This is a genomic window from Salinispora vitiensis (assembly GCF_000378825.1).
In the GTDB taxonomy this organism is placed as follows: domain Bacteria; phylum Actinomycetota; class Actinomycetes; order Mycobacteriales; family Micromonosporaceae; genus Micromonospora; species Micromonospora vitiensis.
Genome location: NZ_KB900388.1, coordinates 2,365,288 through 2,389,627, shown reverse-complemented (window position 1 = coordinate 2,389,627; position 24,340 = coordinate 2,365,288). Strand labels below are relative to the sequence as shown.

Sequence of the window (24,340 nt, the reverse complement as noted above, 5' to 3'; positions counted from 1 at the left end):
GCGGGTTCCACTGGGTAGCCTCGCGGGTATGAGGATCGGCATTGTGGGGGCCACCGGCCAGGTCGGTGGGGTAATGCGGCAGGTGTTGGCGGAGCGGGAGTTCCCCGCGGAGCAGGTTCGGCTGTTCGCCTCCGCGCGGTCGGCGGGGCGGACCCTGCCCTGGCGCGACGGCGAGGTGACGGTGGAGGACGCCGCCGCCGCCGACTACTCGGGGCTGGACATCGTTCTCTTCTCGGCCGGCAAGGAGTCCGCCCGGGACCTGGCCCCCCGGGTCGCCGAAGCCGGAGCTGTGGTGATCGACAACTCGTCGGCTTTCCGGCTGGACCCGGCGGTGCCGCTCGTCGTCGCCGAGGTGAATCCGCACGCTGCGCGGCAACGGCCCCGAGGGATCATCGCCAACCCGAACTGCACCACGATGGCCGCGATGCCGGTGCTGCGTCCGCTGCACGCCGAGGCGGAGCTGGTGAGTCTCGTGGTCTCGACCTATCAGGCGGTCTCCGGTGCCGGCCTCGCCGGCGTGGCTGAGCTGGACGAGCAGGTCCGGAAGGTGGCCGAGCACGCGAGCGGCCTAACCTTCGACGGCGCGGCGGTGGACTTCCCGGTGCCCCGGTCGTTCGCCCAGCCGATCGCGTTCAACGTGCTCCCGCTCGCCGGTTCGATCGTTGACGACGGGTCCGAGGAGACCGACGAGGAGCAGAAGCTGCGGAACGAGAGCCGCAAGATCCTCGAGATCCCGGAGCTGAAGGTCTCCGGCACCTGCGTGCGGGTACCCGTCTTCACCGGTCACTCACTTCAGGTCAACGCGCGCTTCGCCCGGCCGATCTCCCTGCAGCGGGCCCGGGAGTTGCTCGCTGACGCGCCCGGCGTCGCCCTCTCCGAGGTGCCCACGCCGCTGCAGGCCGCCGGCCACGATCCCACCTATGTGGGTCGAATCCGCGCCGACCAGACCGTCGAACACGGTCTTTCCCTCTTCTGCGCCAACGACAACCTGCGGAAGGGGGCGGCGCTCAACGCCGTACAGATCGCCGAACTGGTCGCCGCCGAGCACGCCTGAGCCACACCTTTTCGCGCCGAGCGCCCCGGAGGCACACCTTTCCGGCGCCGAGCGCCCCGGAGTCGCACCGTCGGCGCCGCTCATCCCCCGGGGGCGGCGCCGGCGTGTTTGGATTGTGGGTGACCCGACGAGGGAGGCAACCGTGACCGACCAGAGCCAGGCGCCGCTGCTCGAGCTCCTCGCGGAGCACCGGATGGGTGTGTTGGCGACGCTGCGGCGGGACGGGCCGGCGCAGCTCTCCACCGTGCTCTACCAGTACGACCCGGCGGCCGAGCTGATCCGGATCTCGGTCACCGACAACCGGGCCAAGGTCGCCAACCTGCGCCGGGATCCGCGGGCCAGCTTCCACGTCAGCAGCGGCGCCGGCTGGGCGTACGCGGTCGCCGAGGGGCGGGCCGAGCTGACTCCGGTCGCCGAGCGCACGGACGACCCCACGGTCGAGGAGTTGGTCGCCATCTACCGGGCGATGCAGGGCGAACACCCGGACTGGGACGACTTCCGCCAGGAGATGGTGGCGCAGCGCCGACTGGTGTTGCGGCTGCCCGTCGAGCGGGTCTACGGCCTGCCCCCGCGCGGCTGAGCGGCTCGACCCTGTCGCGTCCGGGCCCGTTACCTGCCGCCCCGGTGGGGGTAGTCCGCGGTGCCGACAGCGAGAGGGGAGCACCATGACAACGGTCGAAGAGTTCATGACGACCCGGTTGGTGACGATGGACGGCAACGACACGCTCATTGCGGCCGCCCAGGAGATGCGGGACTGCGCTATCGGGGATGTTGTGGTCACGGACGGCGATGATGTCGTCGGCATCGTTACGGACCGTGATATCACCGTTCGAGCGGTGGCGGAGAACATGAACCCGGCCTCGACCCGGTTAAACGAGATCACCACCCGGGATGTGATCACGGTCAGCCAACACGACGACGCCGTGGCCGCCGCCGATCTGATGCGGACGTACGCGGTGCGTCGCCTGCCGGTGGTCGAGGACGGGCAGCTGATCGGCCTGGTGTCGATGGGGGACTTGGCGGTGGAGCGCGAACCGCAGTCAGTGCTCGCGGACATCAGCGCGGACGACCCGAACAACTAGCGCGGCCCGGCCCGGTTCACCCGATCCGGGCGAGGTTGACCGCTCCGGATCGGGGGACCCGTGCGCGGAGGCGATGGCACGACGTTGGGACCTGCCACGGGCGTCCCGGTCGCGCGCGGACGGGCCGGCGGGAGGTGGGACCCATGTCGGAAGCGACCACGGCCTTCTTCAGGGATCTCGACCAGCGGGGCTACGAGCCGCTGCTGATGCGGGCCACCGCGACGGTCCGGTTCGACCTGCACGAGGGGGCGCACACAACGCACTGGTTCCTCCGGATCGACCGGGGGCGGCTGCGGGTGAGTCGGGAGGATCTGGAGGCCGACGCGGTCATCGGGCTCAGCCCGGCGCTCTTCGAGGAGCTGGCCGCCGGCCGGGAACATGCCATCGCGGCCAGCCTGCGGGGAGACCTCAGGGTCAGTGGTGATCCACGGCTCTTCGTCCAGGTGGAGCGGCTCTTCCCGGGCAACCCACGCGCGCGTGGGCCGCGCCGAGCCTTCGAGCGGGAGGTGCGCTGATGCCGGGTAACACGGTGCGCATCCTCGACGGCAACACCTTCGTGGTCTCCGCGGAGAGCGGGGACATCGAGGCGACGCCGACCGAGCCGACCGGTCTCTTCTCCCTCGATACCCGCTTCCTGTCCACCTGGGTGCTGACGGTCAACGGCGAACGGCTCAACCCGCTCTCCTATGACGACCTGCAGTACTACGAGGCGCGGTTCTTCCTGGTGCCGGGGGCAGCGACGCATTACGTGGACGCCAAGCTCTCGGTCATCCGGGAACGGGCGGTGGGGGGAAGCTTCCGGGAGACGCTCACCATTCTCAATCACGACGAGAATCCGGTCGAGCTGGAGGTCCGGATGGCGGCGGCAGCCGACTTCGCCGACCTGTTCGAAATCAAGGACGACCAGCTGAACAAGAAGGGCGAGCTCTACACCGAGGCCGAGTCGGACCGGCTGCGGCTGGGCTACCGGCGCGGCAACTTCCGGCGCGAAACCATGATCACCTCGTCGGTGCCGGCCCGGTTCGACCAGGGCGGCTTCGCGTACACCATCAATCTGGCGGCGAATGAGCAGTGGGTGGCGGAGATCGACGTCCGGACCCTGACCCTCGGCCCCAGCGGCCGGGACCTGCGCAGGGGGCTGCGTGCGCACGGCGCCGAGCGGCTCGCCCTGGAACAGGACCTCAAGGAGTGGATCGCGAACGCCCCCAAGGTCAACAGTGAACGCGAGGATCTGACCGCGACGTACCACCGCTGCCTGGTCGACCTGGCGGCGCTGCGCTTCGTTCCGTTCTCGCTGGGTGGGGCGGCGCTACCGGCTGCCGGCCTGCCCTGGTTCATGACCATGTTCGGCCGGGACAGCATCCTGACCTGCCTGCAGGTACTGCCGTTCACCCCGGAGCTGTCCAAGACGACGCTACAGGTCCTCGCCGCACTCCAGGGCACCCGGTTCGACGACTTCCGGGAGGAGGACCCGGGCCGGATCCTGCACGAGATGCGGTACGGCGAGACGGCGGCCTTCGAGGAGCAGCCGCACTCGCCGTACTACGGCTCGGTGGACGCGACCCCACTGTTCATCGTGCTCCTCGACGAGTACGAGCGGTGGAGTGGGGACGCCGAACTGGTGCGGGCGTTGCAGGTCGAGTGCCGGGCTGCGTTGAAATGGATCGATAGCTGCGCTGACCTGGTGGGTAACGGCTACATCTGGTACGAACGGCGCAACACCGACACCGGGCTGGAGAACCAGTGCTGGAAGGACTCCTGGGACTCCATCTCCTACCGCGACGGCACCCTGCCGCCGTTCCCCCGCGCCACCTGCGAGGTGCAGGGATACGCGTACGACGCGAAGGTGCGGGCGGCGCGGCTGGCCCGCGAGTTCTGGGACGACCCGGCCTTCGCCGAGCAGCTGGAGCGGGAGGCGGCCGACCTCAAGGAACGGTTCAACCGGGAGTGGTGGGTGGAGGACGGCGAGTACTACGCACTCGCCCTGGACCCGGACGGCCGGCAGTGCGACGTGCTCAGCTCCAACCTCGGGCATCTGCTCTGGAGCGGAATCGTCGACGACGAGCGAGCCCCGAGGATCGCCGAACACCTGGTGGGGCCACGGCTCTTCTCCGGCTGGGGGGTGCGGACGCTGGCCAGGGGAGAGGCCCGATACAACCCGATCGGCTACCACAACGGCACCATCTGGCCGTTCGACAACTCGTTCGTCGCCTGGGGCCTGCGCAAGTATGGCTTCGCGGAGGAGGCGGCGACGGTCGCCAGCGGCATCCTCGACGCCGCCCGCTACTTCGACGGTCGGCTGCCGGAGGCGTTCGGCGGCTACCCACGGGAGCTGACCAAGTTCCCGGTCGAATACCCGACCGCGTGTACGCCCCAGGCCTGGTCCACCGGCGCCCCGCTGTTGCTGCTGCGGACCATGCTCGGGCTGGAACCACACCAGGGCCACCTGGTTGTCGAGCCGCGACTGCCAGCGGGGATGGGGCGGATCGAGGTGCTGGACATCCCGGGCCGGTGGGGTCGGGTGGACGCGTTCGCCCGCGGCCGGCTCGACCTGCAGCGGCGCGGCGAGTGAGGTGAGCCGGACCGGCCCGAACCCCGCCCGACCTCGGCCCCACCCCGGCCGGCGGTGCCAACAATGAGGGCTTCCACCTACCGAACGGTCACCGAAGCCGGGGTAAGGTCGGCGGATGCCGGAACTCGTGTATCCGCCCGTGATCGCCGCCGCCAAGACAATGTTCCGGGTACTCGACCTGAAGATCACCATTGAGGGTGCCCACCACGTACCGCCGACCGGCGGCGCGGTCCTCGCCAGCAACCACGTCAGCTACCTCGACTTCATCTTCTGCGGCCTGGGCGCGCGCGAGTCGAAGCGGCTGGTCCGGTTCATGGCCAAGAAGTCCGTGTTCACGCACCGGATCTCCGGGCCGTTGATGCGGGGCATGCGGCACATCCCGGTCGATCGCCGGGCCGGCACCGGTTCCTTTGTCGAGGCGGTCGCCGCGCTGCGGCGGGGCGAGGTGGTCGGAGTCTTCCCCGAGGCGACGATCAGCCGGTCCTTCACCGTCAAGCAGCTCAAGAGCGGTGCGACCCGGATGGCGCGGGAAGCCGAGGTGCCGGTGCTGCCGGTGGCGGTCTGGGGAACCCAGCGGCTGTGGACCAAGGGACGGCCGCGCACCCTCGGCCGGCGGCACACCCCGATCACCGTCCTGATCGGGGAGCCGATGAAGCCGGCCGCCTACCCGGACGCGAACGCGATGACCACGGACCTGGCCGAGCGGCTGAGCGCCCTGGTCGACCGGAACCAACGGGAGTACCCGGAGCGCCCCGCCGGCCCCGACGACACTTGGTGGCTCCCGGCGCACCTGGGCGGCAGCGCACCCACCCCCGCCGAGGCGGGCACCCTGGATCGCTCCTGAGCCACCCACGGGTCTGGATTGCTTCGGAGCGGACGCGGTCACCCGCCCCGCCGCCGTGGTCGTGCCGAGTAAGTGATCCCCTCGGTCTGGGCGGTGGAAGTGGGGCTTGTCAGCGGGTTCGGTTGAGCTCGTAGTCGGCGAGCACCGCACCGGAGGGGGTGCCCTCCAGGCGCAGCAGCTTCCACTGCCGTAGCTGCTCGTCACCCTCGCCCAGTAGTCGTCGCCCGGAGCCCAGCACCGCCGGGGCGATGACGAGTCGGAGCTCGTCAACCAGACTTTCCGCCAGGAGGGACTGGGCGAGGCGAATGCTGCCGTGGACGCCGATGTCGCCACCCGGACGCTCCTTGAGCCGGCGAACGAGATCGGCGACCGGGCCCGAGACGACCGTGGTGTTGGCCCACGGCACGGTCGGAGTCGCCGAGCTGACCAGGAACTTCGGCACCTCGTTGATGAAGTCGGCGAAGGGCTGCTCCTCCGCCGTCGGCCAGTACGGAGCCCACTCGTCGTAGGTCCGTCGGCCGAGCAGCACGGTGTCCTGGGCCTTGATCGTGCGGCCGAGGTTGGCGTACATCACCTCGTCGAAGTCGAAAATGTAGCGGTCGGGTGCCTCCACCACCCCGTCCATTGACATCAGCGTGTAGAGCACGAGCTTGCGCATGCAGATCTCCCTCGGCCGCCGTACCGGATAGCTGATTGTCGAGCCCCGGTATGACAACCGGCTCCGGGCCGCACGGGTAGCGGAGGCCGGGGTCGGTAGCGGCGGTCGGCAGCGCGGTCGCGGCCGGCGACGACCGCCACCCGGGCGAGCTTAGGCGTCGGCAGGTTCGGTCCCACGCTGACGGGCCAGGAACGCCTCGATCCGGGCGAGTGCACCGTCCCACGCCTCGTTGGCGAAGAAGTCCCGGACCTCGGGAGTCGGGAAGCCGCTCTGGACGATGGTCATCAGGGTGCCGCCGTCTTTCTCCTCGAACGTAACCTCGATGCGGGTCGTCATGGTCGTGCCGTCCGGGCTGGCGCCGGTGGAGTCGGTGACGAGCCGGTGCGGGCGGTCGATCTCGACGAAGGTCTGCGTCTCCCGGAACAGCTGGTCGGGGCTGGGTCCCCACACCGCGGTCTGCTGGCCACCGACCCGAAGATCGACCTCGATCTCGAGGACGCTGGGCTGTTCGTCGAGGATGGTGAACCAGATCTTCTGCTTCTCGGCGTCCGTGTACGCGTCGAAGACCTCATCGGGTGTCGCGGGCAGGTGTCGCGTCAACCGCATGTCGAGCGTCAAGAGTTCTGTCCCTTCGAGTCGGACTGGAGAGTGAGGTAGGCGTCGAGCCCGTCGAGGCGGCGGGCCCAGAGCCGTTGGTAGAAGCTGATCCAGGCCATCGCCTCGTCCAGCGGCGCGGCGCCGAGGCGGCACTGGCGCGACCGGCCGACTTTCTCAGTGATCACGAGCCCGGCGTCTTCGAGCACCTGGACGTGCTTTTTCATGCCGGTCAGGCTCATCCCGGTGGGCTCGGCGAGCTCGCCGATGGTGGCCGGGCCATCGCCGAGCCTGATCATAATGCCGCGGCGGGTCGGATCGGCCAGCGACGCGAACACCCGGTCCAGGACATCTTGGTGAACCATGCAGTTCACCTTACAACACTGAACCGTTCAGTTCAATGAGTCTGGTGTGAGCTGGCATCCCTGGTCGTGCGACTACCGGGGCCTGCCCCCGCCTCCGGAGTGGCGGAAGCTCTCCGCGAGGGTGCCGACCAACTGTCGCGGGATGAACGGGAACGTGTCGGTGAGGACGTAGTAGTAGGTGCCGTCGGGGTATTCGGGTGTGACTCCGGTTCGGCCGTTGGCCGCGTCCAGCACGCCGTGGCCCGCCACGAACTCGAAGTCCTCGGTGTACGTGCCGTCGTAGGCTCCGCCCGGGCCGTCCGGTCGAACACCGGAGCGGAGCCGGTACGAGGAGGTCAACTCGGTGATGCCGGAGGCCGGGTCCATCGCGTCGGCGTAACCGAGTCCCGCGTAGACGGGGAAGCCGTCGCCGGCCCAGCCGAGCAGCGGGGAGTGGCGGCTCGCGTCCCGCTGGCCGGCCACTGCCGTCGGTAGGCCGTGGTAGTGGTATGCCCCGGTCGGCTGGACATGCGCGTTGTTGTCGTCCAAACCGAGATTGGTCTTGGGGCTGATCGCCTCGACTGTCCAGCCGGAGGCCGGGTCCCGTTGGTACCACTCGGCGGCGAGCGGGTCGAAGGGGACCCCGTTGATCGCGATGCCGAAGGGCTGCGGCAGGACGAGTGGGGTGGCGCGGCTGGCCTGGGTGCCGTTCAGCGGAAGCTGGAACTCGTACGCCTGGGCCGAGACGGTGTGGGGGTTGTGGGCGTTCGGGAAGCTGCCCCTCGGGTGGTTCGGCAGTCCGTTGGCGCGGATGATTCGACTGTCCCCGGTTACCGTCACGTCGATCTGGGTCCCGGTGGCGCTGTCGGCGATCGAGTAGTTGCCCGTCAGCTCGGTCGACACCGGGGTGGACGGTGCGTCGACGGAGGTGACGGACGTCGAGGGGTCGTTGACCCCGGTGACCGTCGTCCGGCCACACGCCGAGACCCCGAGGGCGGCGCCGAGCCCACCGAGCAGGAAGACGCGGCGGGTGGGTCGACCAGAACCGTGTCGAGGAGAAGTCATGCCGCTACTGTGGCCGCTGATCTCAGGTGGTGACTGTGCACAGCCTGTGGGCCAGCTGGAAATCGCTGAAACGACACCGGTCCGAGGTCGTCGACCAAGCCCTGCGGATCGACTGTCACCATAAATCTGATGACGGAACCACAAATATCTCCGGTTCCCAGGTTTGGGCTGCCACCCGAGGAAGGAGCGGTAAGTTGAGAGGTGCTGCGAGCTCGCTCCTGCCCCGTGGGTAGGTCAGAAATGTGAAAGGTTGCGCGCGGTGCGTACCAGAAAGATCTGCTTGGTGGGGATGGGGCCGCGAGGGCTCGCGGTCCTGGAGCGACTGTGCGCCAACCACGATGGTGAAAACGAGTTGGTGCTCCACCTAGTGGACCCCTTTCCGCCGGGGTCGGGAAGGATATGGCGGGAGCAGCAGTCGCCCCACCTGTTGATGAACACGGTTACCGCCCAGGTGAGCCAGTTTACCGATGAGAGTGTCGACTGTGCGGGCCCGATCCGGCGGGGTCCGAGTCTGCACGGTTGGATGGATAGCCCTGCTGCCGGGGCGGACCAGGGGCACCGGGGGGCGGACGAATACTCCTCGCGGAGATTGTATGGCCGCTATCTGAGATGGGTCTTTGAACGCGTGGTGTCCGGCGCGCCCGACACCGTCCGCATTAATGTCCACCGCGCCACCGCGGTGGCGTTGGAGGACGGGAGTGACGGTCAGTGCGTCACTCTGGACAACGGGGATCGCCTGCCGGACATGGACGCCGTGGTGCTGTCGCTCGGTCACCTCGACACGGAACTCACGGGTGATGAGCGTGAGCTGGCTGATTTCGCCGAGAGTCACGGTTTGCATTACTTTCCGCCCGGAAATCCGGCGGATTTCGACCTGGATGGCATCGACGCTGGGGAGGCGGTCGCCGTGCGGGGGCTCGGGCTTGCCTTTTTCGACGTCCTCGCCCTGGTCACGGAGGGTCGGGGTGGCCGGTTCACACCGCTGGACAAGGGGTTACGGTATGAACCCTCCGGTCGGGAACCAATTCTCTATGCCGGGGCCCACCACGGTATTCCGGACTATACCCGGGGGCGGAACCAGAAGGGCGCCACGGGCAAGCATAACCCCCGGTTCCTGACCGACAGCGCTGCCCGTCGTATTCGGGAAGCTCCAGAGTCGACCTTTCGACGAGACGTGTGGCCGCTGTTGGATGCCGAGGTCCGCATGGTCTACTATTCGGCTCTCGTTACGCAACGGCACGGATCGGCAGCCGCTAGCAAATTCCAGGAAGATTATCTTTCCGCGCCGGATGACTCCGGCATTCTTCGCCGGCACGGCGTGACCGAGTCGGACGAGTGGAGTTGGGAGAACATTGGCCGGCCGTGGCGTGCGCGCGATTTCCCCGAACGGGCTGATTTCAATGAATGGCTGCTCGATCACCTCCGCAAGGACATCGACCGGGCCGAGGTCGGTAATATTGACGACCCCATAAAAACCGCGCTGGATGTCATACGCGACCTACATGGGGAGATCCGGCTGGCCATCGACCTGTCGGGAGTCACCGGGTCCTCGTATCGCGACGAGGTGGTCCACTGGTTCACGCCGCTGAGCACTCTTTTTTCGGCCGGTCCGCCGCCGTTGCGGGTCGAGCAGATGGTGGCGCTCATCGAGTGCGGCTTGCTGCAGGTGGTGGGCCCCGAGCCGGAGATACGAGCAGATCCGCAAGGCGGCTGTTTCACCGTGCGGTCCACCATGATCCCGGGGCGGCCAACCCGGGCCACGGCACTGATAGAGGCGCGCATTCCCAAACCAGACCTACCGCACAGCGCCAACCCGCTGCTACGTTCCCTGTTCGATACCGGCCAGTGCCGGCCTTACCGTATTCCAGACGCCAGCGGGGCCTACGAGAGCGGCGGGCTCGACGTCACCCCACGACCATTTCGGGTGATTGATGCCGCCGGTACCCCCCATCCGTACCGTTTCGCCTACGGGCCGCCGATCGAGTCGGTTTCCTGGTCGCTGAACGAAACAATCCGACCCGGCGTCGGGTCCGCGATTCTCGAGAATGCGGACGCAATTGCCCGGGCCGCGCTCTCCTGTTAGCCGCCCATCAACGCCGAGAATCCCCAGCCCGGTCGGACCTGGGCTGGGGATTCTCTTCGCGTTGGGGAGCTGCCCTGGGTGAGGTGGGGTCAGGGCTGCTCGGGGAGCTGCGCGACAAACGCGCGCCACGCGGTGGGCCCGAACACCAACGCCGGGCCGCTCGGGTCCTTGGAATCCCGGACGCCGACGACTCCCGGCAGGTTGTCGGCGACCTCGACGCAGTTGCCGCCGCTCGCCCCGCTACGGGTTGACTTCTTCCACCGGGCGCTATTGAGGTCCATGGTAGGTCTCTACTTCCTTCAACAGGTCGACGGACGGGTTGCGCGGCAGAGCCTCATTGCGAACGCTCTCCCACATCATGTGCAGCTTAGCCACTCCGTCGTCTTTGTCGACCACCTCGCCGCCAAGCTGATTTTCCAGGTGGCCGATCCACCGCCCCTCAGCTGATCGGGCCAGCGCGAACGGCCCCGACAACCCGATGTGGATGCCGGTGGCGGCGGGGACGATCAGCACGTGTACGTGCGGCAACTCGGTCATGGAGATCAAATGGGCGATCTGCTGTGCCATGATCCCGCTGAAGCTGTCACCGGTGCGCCGCAGGGCCCCCTCGTCCAGCACCGCGACGAGCTGCGGGGGGTGATCGTTTGTCAGAATCTTCTGCCGCTCCAGCCGCGCGGCGGTCAACTGCTCGACCTCACTGTCACTGAGGCTGTCATCGGTGCGGAGAACCCTCCGGGCATAGTGCTCCGTCTGGAGCAGACCGGGAATCAGGATCGGCTCGAAGTAGCGAAGTTGGGTCGCGCTGCGCTCCGCGTCCAGCCACGGCAGGAACCAGGACGGGGTACCCAGCTTGGAGGCCAGCCGCTCGAACAGCCCACCGGTCCTCAGCGCGCGGTCGGTCCCCCGGATGAAGTCGATGGTAAGCGCGCGGCTGCCGTTCTCCACGGAGCTGACGTGTGAGGCGGTGTATCCGGCAGCCCGCCCGAAGGCCTCCTGCGTCAAGCCCGCCGCGCCTCTAGCGCGGCGAATCTCGCTCACGATGAAGTCGGCGATTGGCCCTGGCACATCGGTCATTCAGAACTCCTCAATTCGGTGATCGACTACCCATCTCGCTACCTGGCGGACTGGCCTTAGCCCACGGCGGCCCAACGGACCCACACGCCTGGCAACCCCAGAGCTGTGGCATACAACCTGGAGTTAGATCCTTAGTCGGTGGGGCATCTGAGTCCGCCGGAGGCGCCGTCGGGGTCGCCCTTCGCTTAAGGAGTTCAGGCGAGGGCGACGTTACCAATATCCATTCAGATGTGGGAGTGTCGTTGTGCCGACAGTAGTGAGCCAAGATTTGCCGCAGCGAAAGGGTCGGGCCGTGTCTGAAGTCGGGTTCCCGCGTTTGCTGAGCATGGGGGCTGGTGGGCGTGCGGTGGGGAGAGCACGCGTCTTTCACGTCCGCGAGGACGTGCTTCGAGCTGTGCCTGCTGGGCTGCGGAGGCTGTGATGACCGACGACCGAAAACCGTCCGAGCTACACCCCAACCGGGACCCATCCGGGACGCCCCCACTGCCCGATGGCCACTGGGTGCGCGCGAGTCGCCCCCCGGACCCGAGCCCACTCACCACCCGGCAGAAACTGACGGCCGTGCTGGTGGTGATGATCGTTGTTGCCGCGGTGGTAATCGGCGTGCTCCGGTGACGAAGTGGAAAGAGTTTTCCGGCTATCCGCATTTGGCCACCCGGCTGGGAAACGTCAGAATGCCCAAGCTGAATGTGACCTCCGCGGGCATCCCGTCGAAGGAGTGCAGTCGCCTACGGTCGACCCGTAACGATGAGCGGCACTTGGCCGTCATCCGACGACGACCGGCGTGCCGATCAACCCTGAGGTCAGACCTCCTCTTTCCGGCGAAGGTGACGCTTCGCCCGACCGTGCTACCTGGGTGGGAGAGGCGATCTTCAACCATGAATATCCGCACCACGTGTAGCCCCACGAGGTCGGTTCGGCTGAGAGAAAGTGCTGTGCGCCCGGCAGGATTCGAACCTGCGGCCTTGGGATTAGAAGTCCCCTGCTCTATCCGCTGAGCTACGGGCGCGTGCCGCGGAGTGGTGCCCGAGAAGGGTACCGCCGCCGACGCGGTCGGCGGGGGAGCGGGTGGTGGTGACCGCCTCCGGCGGCAGTCAGGCCGGCGGTGCCGTCGACTTCGCCTCGGCGGCCTGGCGGGGGGTCGGTGGCGCCGCCTGCGCTGTCGGGCGTCCGCTGTCGATTCCGCCGGCGCCGAGGAATCCGTCAGCCCATCGTCCGACCTCCGTCAGGACTCTGTCGCGGACGGTGGGCGCGGAGAGCGTGAGGTCGTGCAGCCCACCGTCGACCCGGAGCAGGGTGACGTGCCGGCCGAGCCGGGGCGCCCAGCGCGCCATGTGCTCCACATCCAGCACCGAGTCGGCGCTGGCGGCCGCGTCCCGCCACTTCAGCCCCTTGAAGCTGCGCGCCGAGGCGGCCACGAGCGTCGGTGCCGGGATGTTCAGCCCGGCGCGGAGCTGTTGCTGGCCCCGCCGGATCGCGGCCAGCCAGCCCGCCCGAATCGGGAAGCCGCCGAGTGGTTTCCAGGCGAGGTTGTAGTTCCACTCGCCGCGGTGGGTGGCGTGCAGGCTCTCGCCGTAGACGGTGCTGAGGCCGTTGGCGATGGTGCGCTTGGGTGACCGGTGGGCCAGGCGGGCGACGGCCGCCACTGCGGGGCGGCGCAGCATCCAGGGGAGGTTCAGGTCGAAGAAGGGGCTGTTGAGGAAGAGGCCGTCGACCACACCGGCGTCCCGCCGGGCGTGCGCCCAGAGCGAGACGATCAGGCCGCCGGTGGAGTGGCCCACGCCGAGCAGGGTGTCGTGCCCGTCATCCGATCTGATGATCTCTGCGGCGGCGTCCAACTCCGCGAAGTAGTCCCCGAGGTCCAGGCAGAAGTTCGCCGTCTGGTGCGGAAGCAGGCTGCGACCGTACTTGCGTAGGTCCAGGGCGTAGAAGTCCCAGCCCTGGGCGGCGAAGTGGTCGGCGACGTGGGTCTGGAAGAAGTAGTCGACATATCCGTGCACGTAGAGCACCGCACGGTTGGTTGGCCGCTCGGCGCGGCGGCGCACCAAGGTCGCCACCACGGGCCCCTCGTCGTCGGTGCCCAGGTCGATTGTGTGCCGCTCGTAGGGCGGCCCCAGCACGTCCGGTTCCACGACTGCGACGGTACGCCGGCCAGCTACCGGACGGTAGCCCTCCTCCCGGCGTTGCGCGGGAGGAGGGCCGGGTACGTCCGAGCTGGTGGTGGTGCGGACCCGTCAGTCGTCGGGGTCTTGTGCTGCCTTGGGCGGCGGGGTGGTGTCGCGCAGGTGCTTGTTGTGCCGGGGTTCCTGTCGGGTCTTCGCGTCGTTGAGGCGGCGGCGCAGGTCGTCTCGGACGTCGTTGAGTGCCGCCTGCAGGTCCTCCTCCGCCGAGGTGGTGACGATCTTCTGCCGGCCGGCGATCCAGCACTCCAGGGTGACCTTCTGACCCTTCGTCTCCCGGTTCTTGACCGACACCTCCAGCTCGGTGGCGTCGGCGTGGAAGCTGGCGAGTCGGGCGTCGAGCATGCCGAAATGGTCTGCGATCCAGGCCCGGTCGCCCTGCGCGAAGCCAGCCCCCATCCGGAGGCACTCGTTGACGGTGGCCGGGTTGGTGACCCCGCTCATGACTGCGCCTGGCCGGTGCCGGTGGTGATCGTCATCATGATCACTGACCCCTTCGTCCGGTTACGTTCTTCCTGGTCTAGTTTTACCCAACTTCTGCGTTCCGGAACATGGTCAATTCTGCTGCTTGCTCCGCCGCTGTCCCAGGGCCAGAGGCCCCTAGCACACGGGCCTTTGAACAGGTTGTTGTCCACACCCTGCTCCGTTGTCCACAGCTCACCCCAGCGCGATGGCGGTGCCCGACCGGGCCGGACAGGCTCAGGTCGAGCAATTCGCGATGACAACCTGACCCGGGAGGGACGATGTTCGACACCCACGTCACGGTGATCGGCACCGCGGTGACCGCGCCCGAGTGGCGGCGCACCAACCAGAGCCAGACCCTGGTGGCCAACTTCAAGGTGGCCTCCACCGCCCGCCGCCTCGATCGCGAGAGCGGTCGCTGGGTTGACGGCAACAGCCTTCGACTCCGGGTCAACTGCTGGCGCCGGCTCGCCGAGGGGGTCGTGACCTCGGTGATGGTCGGCGATCCGGTGATCGTTTCGGGGCGGCTACACACCCGGGACTGGACCGACGATGCCGGCAGCCACCGGACCCACTACGAACTGGAGGCCGTCGCGGTCGGGCACGACCTGTCCCGTGGTCGGGGTCGGTTTCTGCGTAACCGACCGGTGGCCACCACCGGCGCAACGGGAGATCCCACAGCCGATCCCACGGCCGCTCTCGCGGTGGATGCCACAGCGGAACTGCGGCTGCCCGATGCGCAGACCGATTCGGCATCGGTCGCTCCCGACAACCAGCACGTTGACCAGCCAGCCGACCAGCCAGTCGACGAGGAGGTCGAGCTGCCCGTGCTGCCCGACCCCCGGCCCGTTGCCGGTGCTGATGTGGATCTCCTGGACGCCCCGATCGCTGAACCGGGCCGGGGCGACGCTGGTTCTGGCCAGACCGACGAGTCGCCCTCAGCCGAGAGCCCTCGTGGGTCAGCGGGGACGACCGAAGGAACCAGCCACGTCGATTCGGCCGGCCAGAGCGCCGAGTCGGCACCCGGCGGTAGCCGAGCCCGACGGGGCCGCCCCCGGGTGTCCGTCTGATGGCGACCAGTCTCGGGCGGGGGTTGGTGCCGGCCGGCAAAGGTCCGGTGGGAAAGGGCGCGACGGGGGCGGGGTGCCGGCTGGCGTAGGCCGTCACTCCGTGCGCCCACCCGGGGCTGTCACCTCACCTGTTCGCGGGCGGGCACCCAGTCTGTCCATCGGGCCGCCACCCGCCCTGGTGCCGTCCTCGTCCGGTCCGTCGCCCGGCTCGGTCCGCTGCCGAGGGAGCAAGCGAGACGGTCGGACGGGCCGGAAGTGGGGCTCGGCTACGCTGACCGGCCGGAGGTGATGGCCGGTGCGGCAGGCGACGGTAGCGGGGCTCGTCGCGGGGTACGCGGTGGACGCGCTGGTCGGCGACCCTCGTCGCTGGCACCCGGTGGCGGGGTTCGGCCGTGCGGCGAGTGCCCTGGAACGGCGGATCTACCGGCCGGACCGGGCGGCCGGCGTGGCCTACACCGCACTGGCGGTGGGAGTGCCGGTGGCGCTCGGTGCAGCGGCAACGGTCGCCACCCGAGGGCGCCCCTTTGCGCGGGGCGCGGTCGTGGCTGCCGGCACCTGGGCCGTGCTCGGCGGGCGCACATTGCGCCGGGAGGCAGCGGTGCTCGGTGCGGCGCTGGGCGACGGCGACCTGCCGTCGGCCCGGCAACGCCTGGGACACCTCTGCGGGCGGGACCCCTCAACGCTGGATGAGCCGGAGCTGGCCCGCGCCGCCGTCGAATCGGTGGCCGAGAACACCTCCGACGCTGTCGTCGCCCCGTTGCTCTGGGGCGCGGTCGCCGGCCTGCCCGGGCTGCTGGGCTACCGGGCGGCGAACACCCTCGACGCGATGGTTGGCCACCGCTCCTCCCGGTACGCGCGCTTCGGCACCCCTGCGGCCCGCCTCGATGACCTGCTCAACCTCGTTCCATCCCGGCTGACCGGACTGCTGACGGTCGCCGTGGCGCCCCTGGTCCAAGGGGACCGGAAGCGGGCCTGGCGGGTCTGGCGCCGGGACCGGAACGACCACCCCAGCCCCAACGCCGGGCAGTGCGAAGCGGCGGTCGCCGGGGCGCTCGATGTCCGGCTCGGCGGACGCAACGTCTACGCCGGCCGGGTCGAGGTGCGCCCGTTCCTCGGCGACGGCCCGCGTCCGGACGCGAGCCACCTTCCTCGGGTGGCCCGCGCCTCCGCCGCCGTCGGGCTCGCGACACTCGGGCTCGCGGCGGCGTACCCGTCGACCGTGGGGCGTCTGCTCTCCGCCGTGGGCCGCCGGGCGATCAGCGGCGGGCAACGGGCCGTACGCGGGCGGCGGCGGTGAGCGGCGGACTGCTGGTCACCGGGACCACCTCCGACGCCGGTAAGAGCGTCCTCACCGCCGGGATCTGCCGCTGGCTGCACCGGCAGGGCGTACGGGTGGCGCCGTTCAAGGCGCAGAACATGTCCAACAACTCGGCGGTCGTGGTCGGCCCGGACGGACGCGGCGGTGAGATCGGCCGGGCGCAGGCGATGCAGGCAGCGGCCTGCGGCCTCGCCCCGGAGCTGCGGTTCAACCCGGTGCTACTCAAGCCGGGCAGCGACCGGAGTAGCCAGGTGGTGCTGCTCGGCGAGGCGGTCGACACCCTCACCGCCGGCTCGTTCCGGCAGCTTCGCCCCCGCCTCGCCGAAACCGCGTACGCGGCCCTGGCTGACCTGCGGGCGGCCTACGACGTGGTGATCTGCGAGGGGGCGGGTAGCCCGGCGGAGATCAACCTGCGGGCCGGGGACTACGTCAACATGGGGCTGGCACGGCACGCCGAGCTGCCCGCGATCGTGGTCGGGGACATCGACCGGGGTGGGGTGTTCGCCTCCATGTTCGGCACGGTGGCCCTGCTGGAGCCGGCCGACCAGGCGTTGGTCGCCGGTTTCGTCATCAACAAGTTCCGCGGCGACCCGGGCCTGTTGGCGCCGGGCCTGGACATGCTGCGCCAGGTCACCGGAAGGCCCACCTACGGGGTGCTGCCCTGGTCGCTCGACCTCTGGCTCGACGCGGAAGACTCGCTGGCGTACGGGCGGGTACTCGGCCGTCCGGCCGCGCCCCACGGCCAGGACTGGCTGGACGTGGCCGTGGTCCGGCTGCCCCGGATCAGCAACGCCACTGACGTCGAAGCGCTCGCCACCGAGCCGGGTGTGCGGGTACGCCTCACCGTCGAGCCCGCCGAGCTCGCCGCCGCCGACCTGGTCGTGCTGCCCGGTTCCAAGGCGACGGTGGCGGACCTGGCCTGGCTGCGCCAGACCGGCCTCGCGGATGCCGTGCTCGCCCACGCCGCCGCCGGGCGGCCCCTGCTCGGCATCTGCGGAGGCTTCCAGATGCTCGGCCGCCGCATCCACGATCCGGTGGAGAGCGGGCAGGGCAGCGTACCCGGCCTGGGGTTGTTGCCGGTCGAGGTCACCTTCGACCCGAGCAAGACGGTCCGGCAGTCGGCCGGCACCGGGTGGGATGGGGTCCCGGTCCGCGGCTACGAGATCCACCACGGGTACGTCTCGGCCACCGACCCTGAGCTCGCCGCGCTCTTCGCGTACGCCGACGGCACCGGTGAGGGTGCGATCGCCGGGGCGGTGTACGGCACCCACTGGCATGGCGCGTTCGAGTCGGACGGGTTCCGTCGTCGTTTCCTGACCGAGGTGGCCCGGCAGGCGGGCCGACACGGGTTCCGGGCGGCCCCGGACACCTCCTTCGCCGGCGCCCGCGAACGCTCCCTGGACCTGCTCGGGGATCTGGTCGAGGAGCACCTGGACACCGCCGCACTGTGGCGGCTGATCGAAACCGGACCGCCGCCGGGCCTGCCGTTCATCCCGCCGGGCGCACCCGACGGGGAGCCGGCCACCTGACGTGGTCCGCCTGACGGGAGCCGGCCGCCTGACAGGGTCCGCCTGACGGGAGCCGGCCGCCTGACGGGAGCCCGTCTTACGGGGAGCCGGTCCCGGTGTCAGTCGCGGACGTCGGCGGGCCGGTCGGAGAGTGGGAGGCCCGACTCCTGCCAGGCCTGTACCCCTCCGATGATGTCGGTGGCGCGACGTAGGCCCAGCGCGCGTAGGCCCGCCACCGCCAGGCTGGAGCTGTACCCCTCCCGGCACACCACCACGACCTCCCGGTCGTACCGGGTGGCCTCCGGGATCCGCCAGGTACTGGCCGGGTCCAGCCGCCACTCCAGCACCGCCCGCTCGATGACGATCGCACCGGGCAGCTCACCCTGCGCCGCCCGCTGCCGCTCGGTGCGGGTGTCGATCAGCAACGCCCCGGCGCGGATCGCCTCGACGGCCTGGTGCGGGGTCAGCCGGCGCACTCCGGCGCGGGCCTGCTCCAACAGGGCGTCAACGCCTGGACTCATCACGCTGTGGGACACCAGCCGATCATGCCGCCCGCGCCCGCCGATGCGCGGTCGAACGGCGTCGGCCAGCGGCACGACCGCCCGAACGGGCGACGGACCGCGGTGGCGCGGTTCCGCCGCCGGATACGGTCAGGCCGTGGCGGTAGCGGTGATGGAGTCGTACGCCCGGCTGGCAGAGCGGGTGGGTGCGGCGCCGGCGCGGTTGGGGAAGACCCGGCTGGTGGCGGTGGACGGACCCAGCGGCGCGGGCAAGAGCTGGTTCACGGCGCGGCTAGCCGATGCGCTCGCCGCCGGGCCCGGCCGGACCCGTCCGGTGGTGATACACACCGACGACCTGCTCGACGGCTGGGCCGACCAGCTCACCTTCTGGTCCCGGCTGGAGGAGTGGGTGCTGGCGCCGGTGCGGGCGGGGCGGGCGGGGGAGTACCGGCGGTTCAGCTGGGTCCGGCATTCGTTCCTGCCCCGTCCGGTGCCGGTGCCGGTGTCACCGGTCCTGCTGCTGGAGGGGGTGAGCGCGGCGCGTGCCGCGGTGGCACCGGAGTTGAGCCTCGCCGTGTTCGTGACCGCCCCGGAGCGGCTGCGCCTCACCCGCGCGGTGACCCGGGACGGCCCCGGGATTCTGCCGGAGCTGCGTCGCTGGCACGCGGGCGAGCGGGCCCACTTCGCCGCCGACGGCACCTGCGGTCGGGCGGACCTGGTGGTGGACGGTGCGCCGGTGTTGCCCCACGACCGCGCCCGGTACTACCTGCGGCGAGGCCGATCGGTAAGGCCGGCATACGATGCCGGTCATGACAACACCGATCATGTCCGAGTCTGACCTGCGGGCCGCGCTCGAGCGGGAACTGCCCGGCGTCCGGGCGGACCTCGAGCGTCTCGTCCGGATCCCGAGTATCGCGTTCGACGGCTTCGATCACACCCCCGTGGAGCGTTCCGCGGCAGCGGTCGCGGAGCTGCTGCGGGACTGCGGCCTTGAGGTGCGGCTGGCCCGGTCTGGCGGGCAGCCGGCCGTGATTGGGACGAAGGCGGCGCCGCCCGGTGCCCCGACCGTGCTGCTCTACGCCCACCACGACGTGCAGCCGGTCGGTGACCGGTCGCTGTGGGAGTCGGACCCGTTCGAGCCGGTGGAGCGGGACGGCCGCCTCTACGGTCGCGGCGCCGCCGACGACAAGGCGGGCATCATGGCGCACATCGCGGCGCTGCGGGCGTTCGGTGACTCGCTGCCGGTGGGCGTCGTGCTGTTCATCGAGGGCGAGGAGGAGTACGGCTCCGACTCGCTGGAAGGGCTGCTCACCGAGTACCGGGACGAGATCGCCTCGGATGTCATCGTGATCGCCGACTCCACCAACTGGGACATTGGCGTGCCGGCGCTGACCACGTCGCTGCGCGGGATCGTGAACTGCTTCGTCGAGGTCCGCACGCTGGAGCAGGCCGTACACAGCGGCATGTACGGCGGCCCGGTGCCGGACGGGCTGACGGCGCTGGCCCGGCTGCTCGCCACCCTGCACGACGATGCCGGGAACGTGGCCGTGGACGGGCTGGTCAGTCGCGGCGGCGCGGCGGTGGACTATCCGGAGGACCGTTTCCGCGCCGAGGCGGGGCTGGCGGAGGGCGTGCAGCTCATCGGCACCGATCAGATCACGGACCGGCTCTGGACCAAGCCGGCCCTGGCGGTACTCGGCATCGACGCGCCGGCCACCGGGGAGGCGCCGAACGCCCTGGTCCCGGCTGCGAAGGCCAAGCTCAGCCTGCGGCTGGCACCGGGTGATGACCCCAAGCGGGCGTACGCGGCGCTTCGTGCGCACCTGAGCAAGAACGCTCCGTGGGGCGCGCAGGTGTCGGTCACCCTGGAGCACGACGGCGACCCGAGCCGTATCGACGCCTCCGGCCCGATGTTCGACGCGGCTCGCTCCGCGTTCCGTACCGCCTGGGACGGCACCGACCCGGTGGACATCGGGGTCGGCGGTTCGATCCCGTTCATCGCCACGTTCCAGGAGATGTTCCCGCAGGCCGCGATCCTGGTGACCGGGGTCGAAGATCCGTACGCCCAGGCGCACGGCCCGAACGAGAGCCTGCACCTGGGGGAGTTCGCCCGGGTGTGTCTGGCCGAGGCGCTGTTGCTGCGTAACGTCGCCACCGCTGGGCGGGACTGAGCCCCAGCAGGGCTGACCCTGGGCAGGGCTGACCCCGGGCAGGGTTGAACCCGGGCAGGGCTGACCCAGCACAGCTGGCCCCGGCGGTTGGCCTCAGCGTTGCCCAGCGGGTCTGCGGGCGGGACGCGTCGGCGGTGGGATGGAGGGATTCCCCGCCGGCGCGTCCCCGGCCGTCCCGAGTGTCGGAACCATAACGTCCTGTTCTGGCTGGGCGTTTCCGGCGTGTCGGGCATCCAGTTGGGATAGCCTTCGTACATGAGTACGAACGAGGTAATGGCCCGCCTGGAGGCCGCCGTCAGTGCTTTGGGAGATGTTGACGTCTCCGCGTGGTCCGATGAGTCACTCAAGGAGCGGCTCGGTCAGCTCTCTGTCGCGCTGGTCGCACTCGATTCGACGCTCGCCCGGGTCGCTGACGGGGTGCGCGCCCGGGGCCTGCGCATCGAGGAGCCCGTTTCGTTCTGATGCCCGCGTCGCCCGCGTCGCCCGCCGGTCCGCGCTGCTCGCCGGTCCGCGCCGCCGGCGCGGCAGCGCGGACGCGCACCGAGGCGGGTCCCCGGCCGTGCCGGCTTCGCACCCGATGATCAGGTCAGGGTTGCTTCGGCGGCCCGGTCGGTGGGACCTTCGCGCACCACGCCGGCCCGTCGTTGGGCCTCCCGCCGGGCGAAGTAGCCGAAGCCGAGCAGCGTCATCCCGGCGAAGATCCACCACTGTACGACGTACCCGTAGTTCTGCCAGCTGTTCGTGTAGCCGACCGGGACCGTCTTGAAGGTCGGGTCGGCGGCGGGGGTCTGCTGATCGAGCAGCACATACCCGCCGTAGATCGGGTACGGCAGCTCCCCGGCCAGCGTCGGCAGGCTGACTCGGCGGGTCTCCAGTTTGCCGTCGCGGCGGGTGACCGGGAGTGAACCGCCCTCACCAACGCGGATCCGGCCGGTCACGGTGACCGTGCCGGCCGGGGTCGCGGGCACGGTCGGCTGGACGGTGGCGTCCCCGCCCGGTGCGGGCGGGATCCAGCCCCGGTTGACCAGCACTGCCGTGCCGTCGGTCAGCAGTAGCGGGGTCAGCACCTCGAAGCCGACCGTACGGTCCAGTGAGCGCCCCCGGACCAGGATCACGTTCGCGGCGTCGTACCGTCCGGTGACGTTGACCTTCGTCCAGGTTCGTTCGGTGGCGGGGGCGGGTCCGACGGTGCCGGGCTCCCCGGTCGGGGCGGCTACCGCCTCGGGCAGCGGCACCGGGTCCATCTGCTGGCCGGCGTCGATCTGTTCGTTGATCGCGGTGCGATCGTGGTAACGGGCCAGTTGCCAGTCGGCGAGTAACACCATGATCACCGCCGCTACCAGGGTCAGCGCGAGCGCGCCCAGCCAGCGTGGCGTCAGCAGGAACCGGTACACGGCCATGAGGTTACCCGTAGGCGTGGTGGGTCGATCGGTGCGACCACCGGTGGCGGCTGCCCCTGCTCAGGTAGGCGCCCAGATCAGCCGACGATCGCGTCCGAGGGGGGTGTGAAGTCGCGGGTCGGTTTGTCCTCAAGCGCGTCGCGCAGGGTGTTCGCGACCGCATGGATGGGAATCTGCGACTGACCGTCACCGACGGCGTTGAAGGGGTTGTCCGGGTCGGAGATGAAGCTGGCCGCGGCCAGTTCGGGAGTGAAGCCGACGAACCAGGCCGACCGGGTGCTGTCGGTGGTACCGGTCTTGCCGGCCACCGGGCGGCCCACGGTGCCGCGGACGCTGTCCGCCGTTGACCAGCCGCCGCAGCCGCCCCGGGCCGGGGAGTCGCCGGTGGGGCAGCGTGCGGCGTCGGTGGCGGCCCGGGCGGCGTCGGCGCTGACCACCTGGCGACAGCGGGGCTTGGCGACCTCCCGCTCGATCCCGCCAGCCGTCCGGAAGATTGCCGGGGTGCCGTCCCGGTTGTAGATCGCCTGCACCGGGATCGCCTCGCAGTAGCGGCCCTCGGCGGCGACGGCGCCGTAGGCGTTCGCCATCTCCAGCGGGGTGGCGTCGGAGACTCCCAGGGTGAAGGCACCCCAGGTCTTCGCGTTCTCCGGCGCGGCATGGTGCCGGTCCACATCGGTGCGCCAGCGCAGCCCCAGCTGTTCGGCGAGGCGTACCGCCCGGTCTGCCCCGACCTGCTCCTCAAGCCAGACGAAGTACGTGTTGACCGATTTACCGAAGCCGGACCACATGGTCTGCATACCGGACATGGCGCCGCTCGCGTTCGACGGGGCCCAGCCGTTGTAGACCTCCGACCGGTACCGGTACGGCGCGTTGAAGGTGGTGTTCAGGGTCATCCCCGAATCGAGGGCGGCGAGCAGCGGGAACATCTTGAAGGTTGATCCCGCCTGGTAGCCGGGGAGGTCACCGCCGCCGAGCAGGGGTGCGACCGTGTTCGGGTAGCTGGCCTTGACCTTCGGGCCGACCTCCGGGTTGGAGCTGAGCGGATTCCCGTCCAGGTTCAGGGAGTAGGTCCGGTTCACCGCCATGGCCTTGAGCCGCCCGGTGCCGGGCTCCGTGACCACGATGCCGTTCGCGTACGGGCTGCCGGTTCTTCCCTTCGTGCCGACGTTCTTCTCCGCCGCCTCCTGAATCTCCGGGTCCACGCTGAGCACGATCCGGTACCCGCCCCGCCGCAGCTTGTCCATCCGTTCCAGGCGGTTCTCGCCGAACGCGGGCTGCGCACTCCACCAGTTCTTCACGTAGTCGCAGATGAATCCCCAGCTGTTCCACTCCTGGGGTACCGAGGCGCAGTCGTTGGACGGGTAGCTCAGGGTCAGCTCGATCGGTTCGGACCTGGCGCTGGCGGCGGCGTCCGGTGAGAGGTATCCGAGGTCGGTCATCCGGTCCAGGATGTAGTTGCGGCGGGCGGTCGCCTCCTGCTGGTCGGAGCTGGCCGGGTCGAACCGGGAAGGCGACTTGACTAGTCCGGCGAGGGTGGCGGCCTCGATCACGGAGAGGTCCTTCGGGGTCTTGGAGAAGTAGATCTCGCTGGCGGCGTAGATGCCGTAGGCGCGATGCCCGAAGTACGCGGAGTTGAGGTACCGCTCCAGGATCTGCTCCTTGGTCAGCTCCTTCTCCAGGTCCATGGCAAGCCGCATCTCCCGGATCTTGCGCAGGCTGGTCTGCTGGGTCGCCTCCTGTACCTCCTTCGGGGTCGTGGCGCTGTCCCGCAGGGCCATCCGGACGTACTGCATGGTGATGGTGGAGGCGCCCTGGGAGATGCCGCTGGAGCGGGCGTTGGCCACGAAGGCGCGGGCGATGCCCTTTGGGTCGACGCCGCTGTGCTGGTAGAAGCGCGCGTCCTCGGCGGCGATGACGGCCTGCTGGATGTTCGGCGACATGTCGGCGAGCTTTGTGTACTGCCGGTACTCCTCGTAGAACATCGTCAGGACGGTCTTGCCGTCCGGCGCGTACAGGTACGAGGTCTCGGCTGGCAGGGCCGTTTTGAGGATCTTGGTTTTGTGTTCCATCGCGTGCGCCGTGACCTTGGCGCCAATGCCGGCCGCGGCGGCGATCGGGTAGGCCAGGGCGGCGATGACGATGCCGGCGATGAGCCCGGCGCGGAGAAGTGGGACGAGACGACCGGCGGCAGCAAGGGGACGGTTGCTCACAGGGACAAGTTATGACATTTCCGATTCGTACTAGAGAAATATTCATTAATCCGTCGTTCGTGATGCGATCCACGTCGCGATGAGCTGCGCCACGCGCCCCTTCCCGGCAGGATCGCGGTCATGCGTACGCAGTCGAGCGGGGGAGCGGCCG

Annotated in this window: 25 protein-coding genes and 1 tRNA gene; 14 read left to right on the top strand and 12 right to left on the bottom strand. The window is 69.7% G+C overall.

Annotation, left to right across the window (positions count from 1 at the left end; translation table 11 throughout):
- The first annotated feature begins 28 nt into the window (after positions 1 to 28).
- The 6 genes from SALPAC2_RS0111045 (at position 29) to SALPAC2_RS0111020 (ending at position 5,552) form a co-directional block, all read left to right on the top strand.
- The gene (locus SALPAC2_RS0111045; RefSeq protein ID WP_026184628.1) at positions 29 to 1,054 is read left to right on the top strand and encodes an aspartate-semialdehyde dehydrogenase; all 1,026 of its coding nucleotides are present in this window, start codon (positions 29 to 31) and stop codon (positions 1,052 to 1,054) included.
- 142 nt (positions 1,055 to 1,196) lie between these two features.
- Positions 1,197 to 1,634 carry a PPOX class F420-dependent oxidoreductase gene (locus tag SALPAC2_RS0111040; RefSeq protein WP_018216715.1) on the top strand — a complete coding sequence of 146 codons (438 nt, stop codon included), beginning with the start codon at positions 1,197 to 1,199 and terminating at the stop codon, positions 1,632 to 1,634.
- Positions 1,635 to 1,719: 85 nt separating this feature from the next.
- Positions 1,720 to 2,136, top strand: coding sequence for a CBS domain-containing protein (locus SALPAC2_RS0111035; RefSeq protein ID WP_018222920.1), 417 nt, complete (start codon positions 1,720 to 1,722; stop codon positions 2,134 to 2,136).
- A 143-nt stretch (positions 2,137 to 2,279) separates the two neighbouring features.
- Positions 2,280 to 2,651 carry an SCP2 sterol-binding domain-containing protein gene (locus tag SALPAC2_RS0111030; protein ID WP_018216713.1) on the top strand — a complete coding sequence of 124 codons (372 nt, stop codon included), beginning with the start codon at positions 2,280 to 2,282 and terminating at the stop codon, positions 2,649 to 2,651.
- Positions 2,651 to 4,708, top strand: a complete 2,058-nt coding sequence (locus SALPAC2_RS0111025; RefSeq protein ID WP_018216712.1) for an amylo-alpha-1,6-glucosidase — start codon at positions 2,651 to 2,653, stop codon at positions 4,706 to 4,708. Before SALPAC2_RS0111030 ends, SALPAC2_RS0111025 begins: the two co-directional genes overlap by 1 nt.
- 115 nt (positions 4,709 to 4,823) lie before the next feature.
- A complete protein-coding gene (locus SALPAC2_RS0111020; RefSeq protein ID WP_018216711.1) occupies positions 4,824 to 5,552 on the top strand; it encodes a lysophospholipid acyltransferase family protein in 729 nt (242 codons plus the stop codon).
- Positions 5,553 to 5,661: 109 nt separating this feature from the next.
- Here SALPAC2_RS0111020 and SALPAC2_RS0111015 read toward each other — a convergent pair whose 3' ends face one another.
- The 4 genes from SALPAC2_RS0111015 to SALPAC2_RS0111000 all read right to left on the bottom strand — a co-directional run bounded on the left by SALPAC2_RS0111015 (position 5,662) and on the right by SALPAC2_RS0111000 (position 8,213).
- The gene (locus SALPAC2_RS0111015) at positions 5,662 to 6,210 is read right to left on the bottom strand and encodes a dihydrofolate reductase family protein (RefSeq protein ID WP_018216710.1); all 549 of its coding nucleotides are present in this window, start codon (positions 6,208 to 6,210) and stop codon (positions 5,662 to 5,664) included.
- A 150-nt stretch (positions 6,211 to 6,360) separates the two neighbouring features.
- On the bottom strand, positions 6,361 to 6,828 hold the full coding sequence (locus SALPAC2_RS0111010; RefSeq protein ID WP_026184627.1) for an SRPBCC family protein: 468 nt from the start codon (positions 6,826 to 6,828) through the stop codon (positions 6,361 to 6,363).
- Positions 6,825 to 7,169, bottom strand: a complete 345-nt coding sequence (locus SALPAC2_RS0111005) for an ArsR/SmtB family transcription factor (protein ID WP_018216708.1) — start codon at positions 7,167 to 7,169, stop codon at positions 6,825 to 6,827. The genes SALPAC2_RS0111010 and SALPAC2_RS0111005 overlap by 4 nt, the downstream gene beginning before the upstream one ends.
- A gap of 72 nt (positions 7,170 to 7,241) precedes the next feature.
- On the bottom strand, positions 7,242 to 8,213 hold the full coding sequence (locus SALPAC2_RS0111000; RefSeq protein WP_018216707.1) for a YHYH protein: 972 nt from the start codon (positions 8,211 to 8,213) through the stop codon (positions 7,242 to 7,244).
- Positions 8,214 to 8,502: 289 nt separating this feature from the next.
- Between SALPAC2_RS0111000 and SALPAC2_RS0110995 the strand changes: the two genes are divergently transcribed.
- Positions 8,503 to 10,296: an FAD/NAD(P)-binding protein gene (locus SALPAC2_RS0110995; RefSeq protein ID WP_080637003.1), complete on the top strand. Its 1,794-nt coding sequence runs from the start codon at positions 8,503 to 8,505 to the stop codon at positions 10,294 to 10,296.
- Between the two features lie 89 nt (positions 10,297 to 10,385).
- Here SALPAC2_RS0110995 and SALPAC2_RS0110990 read toward each other — a convergent pair whose 3' ends face one another.
- Positions 10,386 to 10,577, bottom strand: a complete 192-nt coding sequence (locus SALPAC2_RS0110990) for a DUF397 domain-containing protein (protein WP_018216705.1) — start codon at positions 10,575 to 10,577, stop codon at positions 10,386 to 10,388.
- Positions 10,564 to 11,370 carry a helix-turn-helix domain-containing protein gene (locus SALPAC2_RS0110985; protein WP_018216704.1) on the bottom strand — a complete coding sequence of 269 codons (807 nt, stop codon included), beginning with the start codon at positions 11,368 to 11,370 and terminating at the stop codon, positions 10,564 to 10,566. Before SALPAC2_RS0110985 ends, SALPAC2_RS0110990 begins: the two co-directional genes overlap by 14 nt.
- A gap of 420 nt (positions 11,371 to 11,790) precedes the next feature.
- Between SALPAC2_RS0110985 and SALPAC2_RS0110980 the strand changes: the two genes are divergently transcribed.
- Positions 11,791 to 11,985 (top strand): hypothetical protein, encoded by a 195-nt coding sequence (locus tag SALPAC2_RS0110980; protein ID WP_018216703.1) that lies wholly within the window; start codon positions 11,791 to 11,793, stop codon positions 11,983 to 11,985.
- Between the two features lie 321 nt (positions 11,986 to 12,306).
- Here the strand turns inward: SALPAC2_RS0110980 and SALPAC2_RS0110975 are convergent.
- From SALPAC2_RS0110975 to SALPAC2_RS0110965, 3 genes are all read right to left on the bottom strand, one after another.
- A tRNA-Arg gene (locus tag SALPAC2_RS0110975) sits at positions 12,307 to 12,379 on the bottom strand.
- A gap of 85 nt (positions 12,380 to 12,464) precedes the next feature.
- Complete coding sequence (locus SALPAC2_RS0110970; protein ID WP_018216702.1) at positions 12,465 to 13,502, bottom strand: alpha/beta hydrolase; 1,038 nt, start codon at positions 13,500 to 13,502, stop codon at positions 12,465 to 12,467.
- Positions 13,503 to 13,604: 102 nt separating this feature from the next.
- Positions 13,605 to 13,994: an HPF/RaiA family ribosome-associated protein gene (locus tag SALPAC2_RS0110965; protein WP_018216701.1), complete on the bottom strand. Its 390-nt coding sequence runs from the start codon at positions 13,992 to 13,994 to the stop codon at positions 13,605 to 13,607.
- 299 nt (positions 13,995 to 14,293) lie between these two features.
- Here SALPAC2_RS0110965 and SALPAC2_RS0110960 point away from each other — a divergent pair, with 299 nt between their 5' ends.
- The 3 genes from SALPAC2_RS0110960 (at position 14,294) to SALPAC2_RS0110950 (ending at position 17,929) form a co-directional block, all read left to right on the top strand.
- Entirely contained in the window at positions 14,294 to 15,082 is a 789-nt protein-coding gene (locus SALPAC2_RS0110960; protein WP_018216700.1) for a single-stranded DNA-binding protein, read from the top strand.
- A 295-nt stretch (positions 15,083 to 15,377) separates the two neighbouring features.
- Positions 15,378 to 16,379, top strand: a complete 1,002-nt coding sequence (locus SALPAC2_RS0110955; protein ID WP_018216699.1) for a cobalamin biosynthesis protein — start codon at positions 15,378 to 15,380, stop codon at positions 16,377 to 16,379.
- The gene (locus SALPAC2_RS0110950; RefSeq protein WP_018216698.1) at positions 16,376 to 17,929 is read left to right on the top strand and encodes a cobyric acid synthase; all 1,554 of its coding nucleotides are present in this window, start codon (positions 16,376 to 16,378) and stop codon (positions 17,927 to 17,929) included. Before SALPAC2_RS0110955 ends, SALPAC2_RS0110950 begins: the two co-directional genes overlap by 4 nt.
- Positions 17,930 to 18,027: 98 nt before the next feature.
- Here the strand turns inward: SALPAC2_RS0110950 and SALPAC2_RS0110945 are convergent, their stop codons facing one another.
- On the bottom strand, positions 18,028 to 18,504 hold the full coding sequence (locus tag SALPAC2_RS0110945; protein WP_018216697.1) for a rhodanese-like domain-containing protein: 477 nt from the start codon (positions 18,502 to 18,504) through the stop codon (positions 18,028 to 18,030).
- 61 nt (positions 18,505 to 18,565) lie between these two features.
- Here SALPAC2_RS0110945 and SALPAC2_RS0110940 point away from each other — a divergent pair, with 61 nt between their 5' ends.
- The 3 genes from SALPAC2_RS0110940 (at position 18,566) to SALPAC2_RS0110930 (ending at position 21,041) form a co-directional block, all read left to right on the top strand.
- Positions 18,566 to 19,246: a uridine kinase family protein gene (locus SALPAC2_RS0110940; RefSeq protein WP_026184625.1), complete on the top strand. Its 681-nt coding sequence runs from the start codon at positions 18,566 to 18,568 to the stop codon at positions 19,244 to 19,246.
- A complete protein-coding gene (locus SALPAC2_RS0110935) occupies positions 19,233 to 20,579 on the top strand; it encodes a dipeptidase (RefSeq protein ID WP_018216695.1) in 1,347 nt (448 codons plus the stop codon). Before SALPAC2_RS0110940 ends, SALPAC2_RS0110935 begins: the two co-directional genes overlap by 14 nt.
- A 255-nt stretch (positions 20,580 to 20,834) precedes the next feature.
- Complete coding sequence (locus tag SALPAC2_RS0110930; protein ID WP_018216694.1) at positions 20,835 to 21,041, top strand: hypothetical protein; 207 nt, start codon at positions 20,835 to 20,837, stop codon at positions 21,039 to 21,041.
- 119 nt (positions 21,042 to 21,160) lie between these two features.
- On the opposite strand, the gene SALPAC2_RS0110925 is transcribed toward SALPAC2_RS0110930, so the two are convergent.
- Both SALPAC2_RS0110925 and SALPAC2_RS0110920 read right to left on the bottom strand, forming a co-directional pair.
- Positions 21,161 to 21,979, bottom strand: a complete 819-nt coding sequence (locus SALPAC2_RS0110925; protein ID WP_018216693.1) for an SURF1 family cytochrome oxidase biogenesis protein — start codon at positions 21,977 to 21,979, stop codon at positions 21,161 to 21,163.
- A gap of 77 nt (positions 21,980 to 22,056) precedes the next feature.
- Complete coding sequence (locus SALPAC2_RS0110920; RefSeq protein ID WP_018216692.1) at positions 22,057 to 24,189, bottom strand: transglycosylase domain-containing protein; 2,133 nt, start codon at positions 24,187 to 24,189, stop codon at positions 22,057 to 22,059.
- Positions 24,190 to 24,340 lie beyond the last annotated feature (151 nt).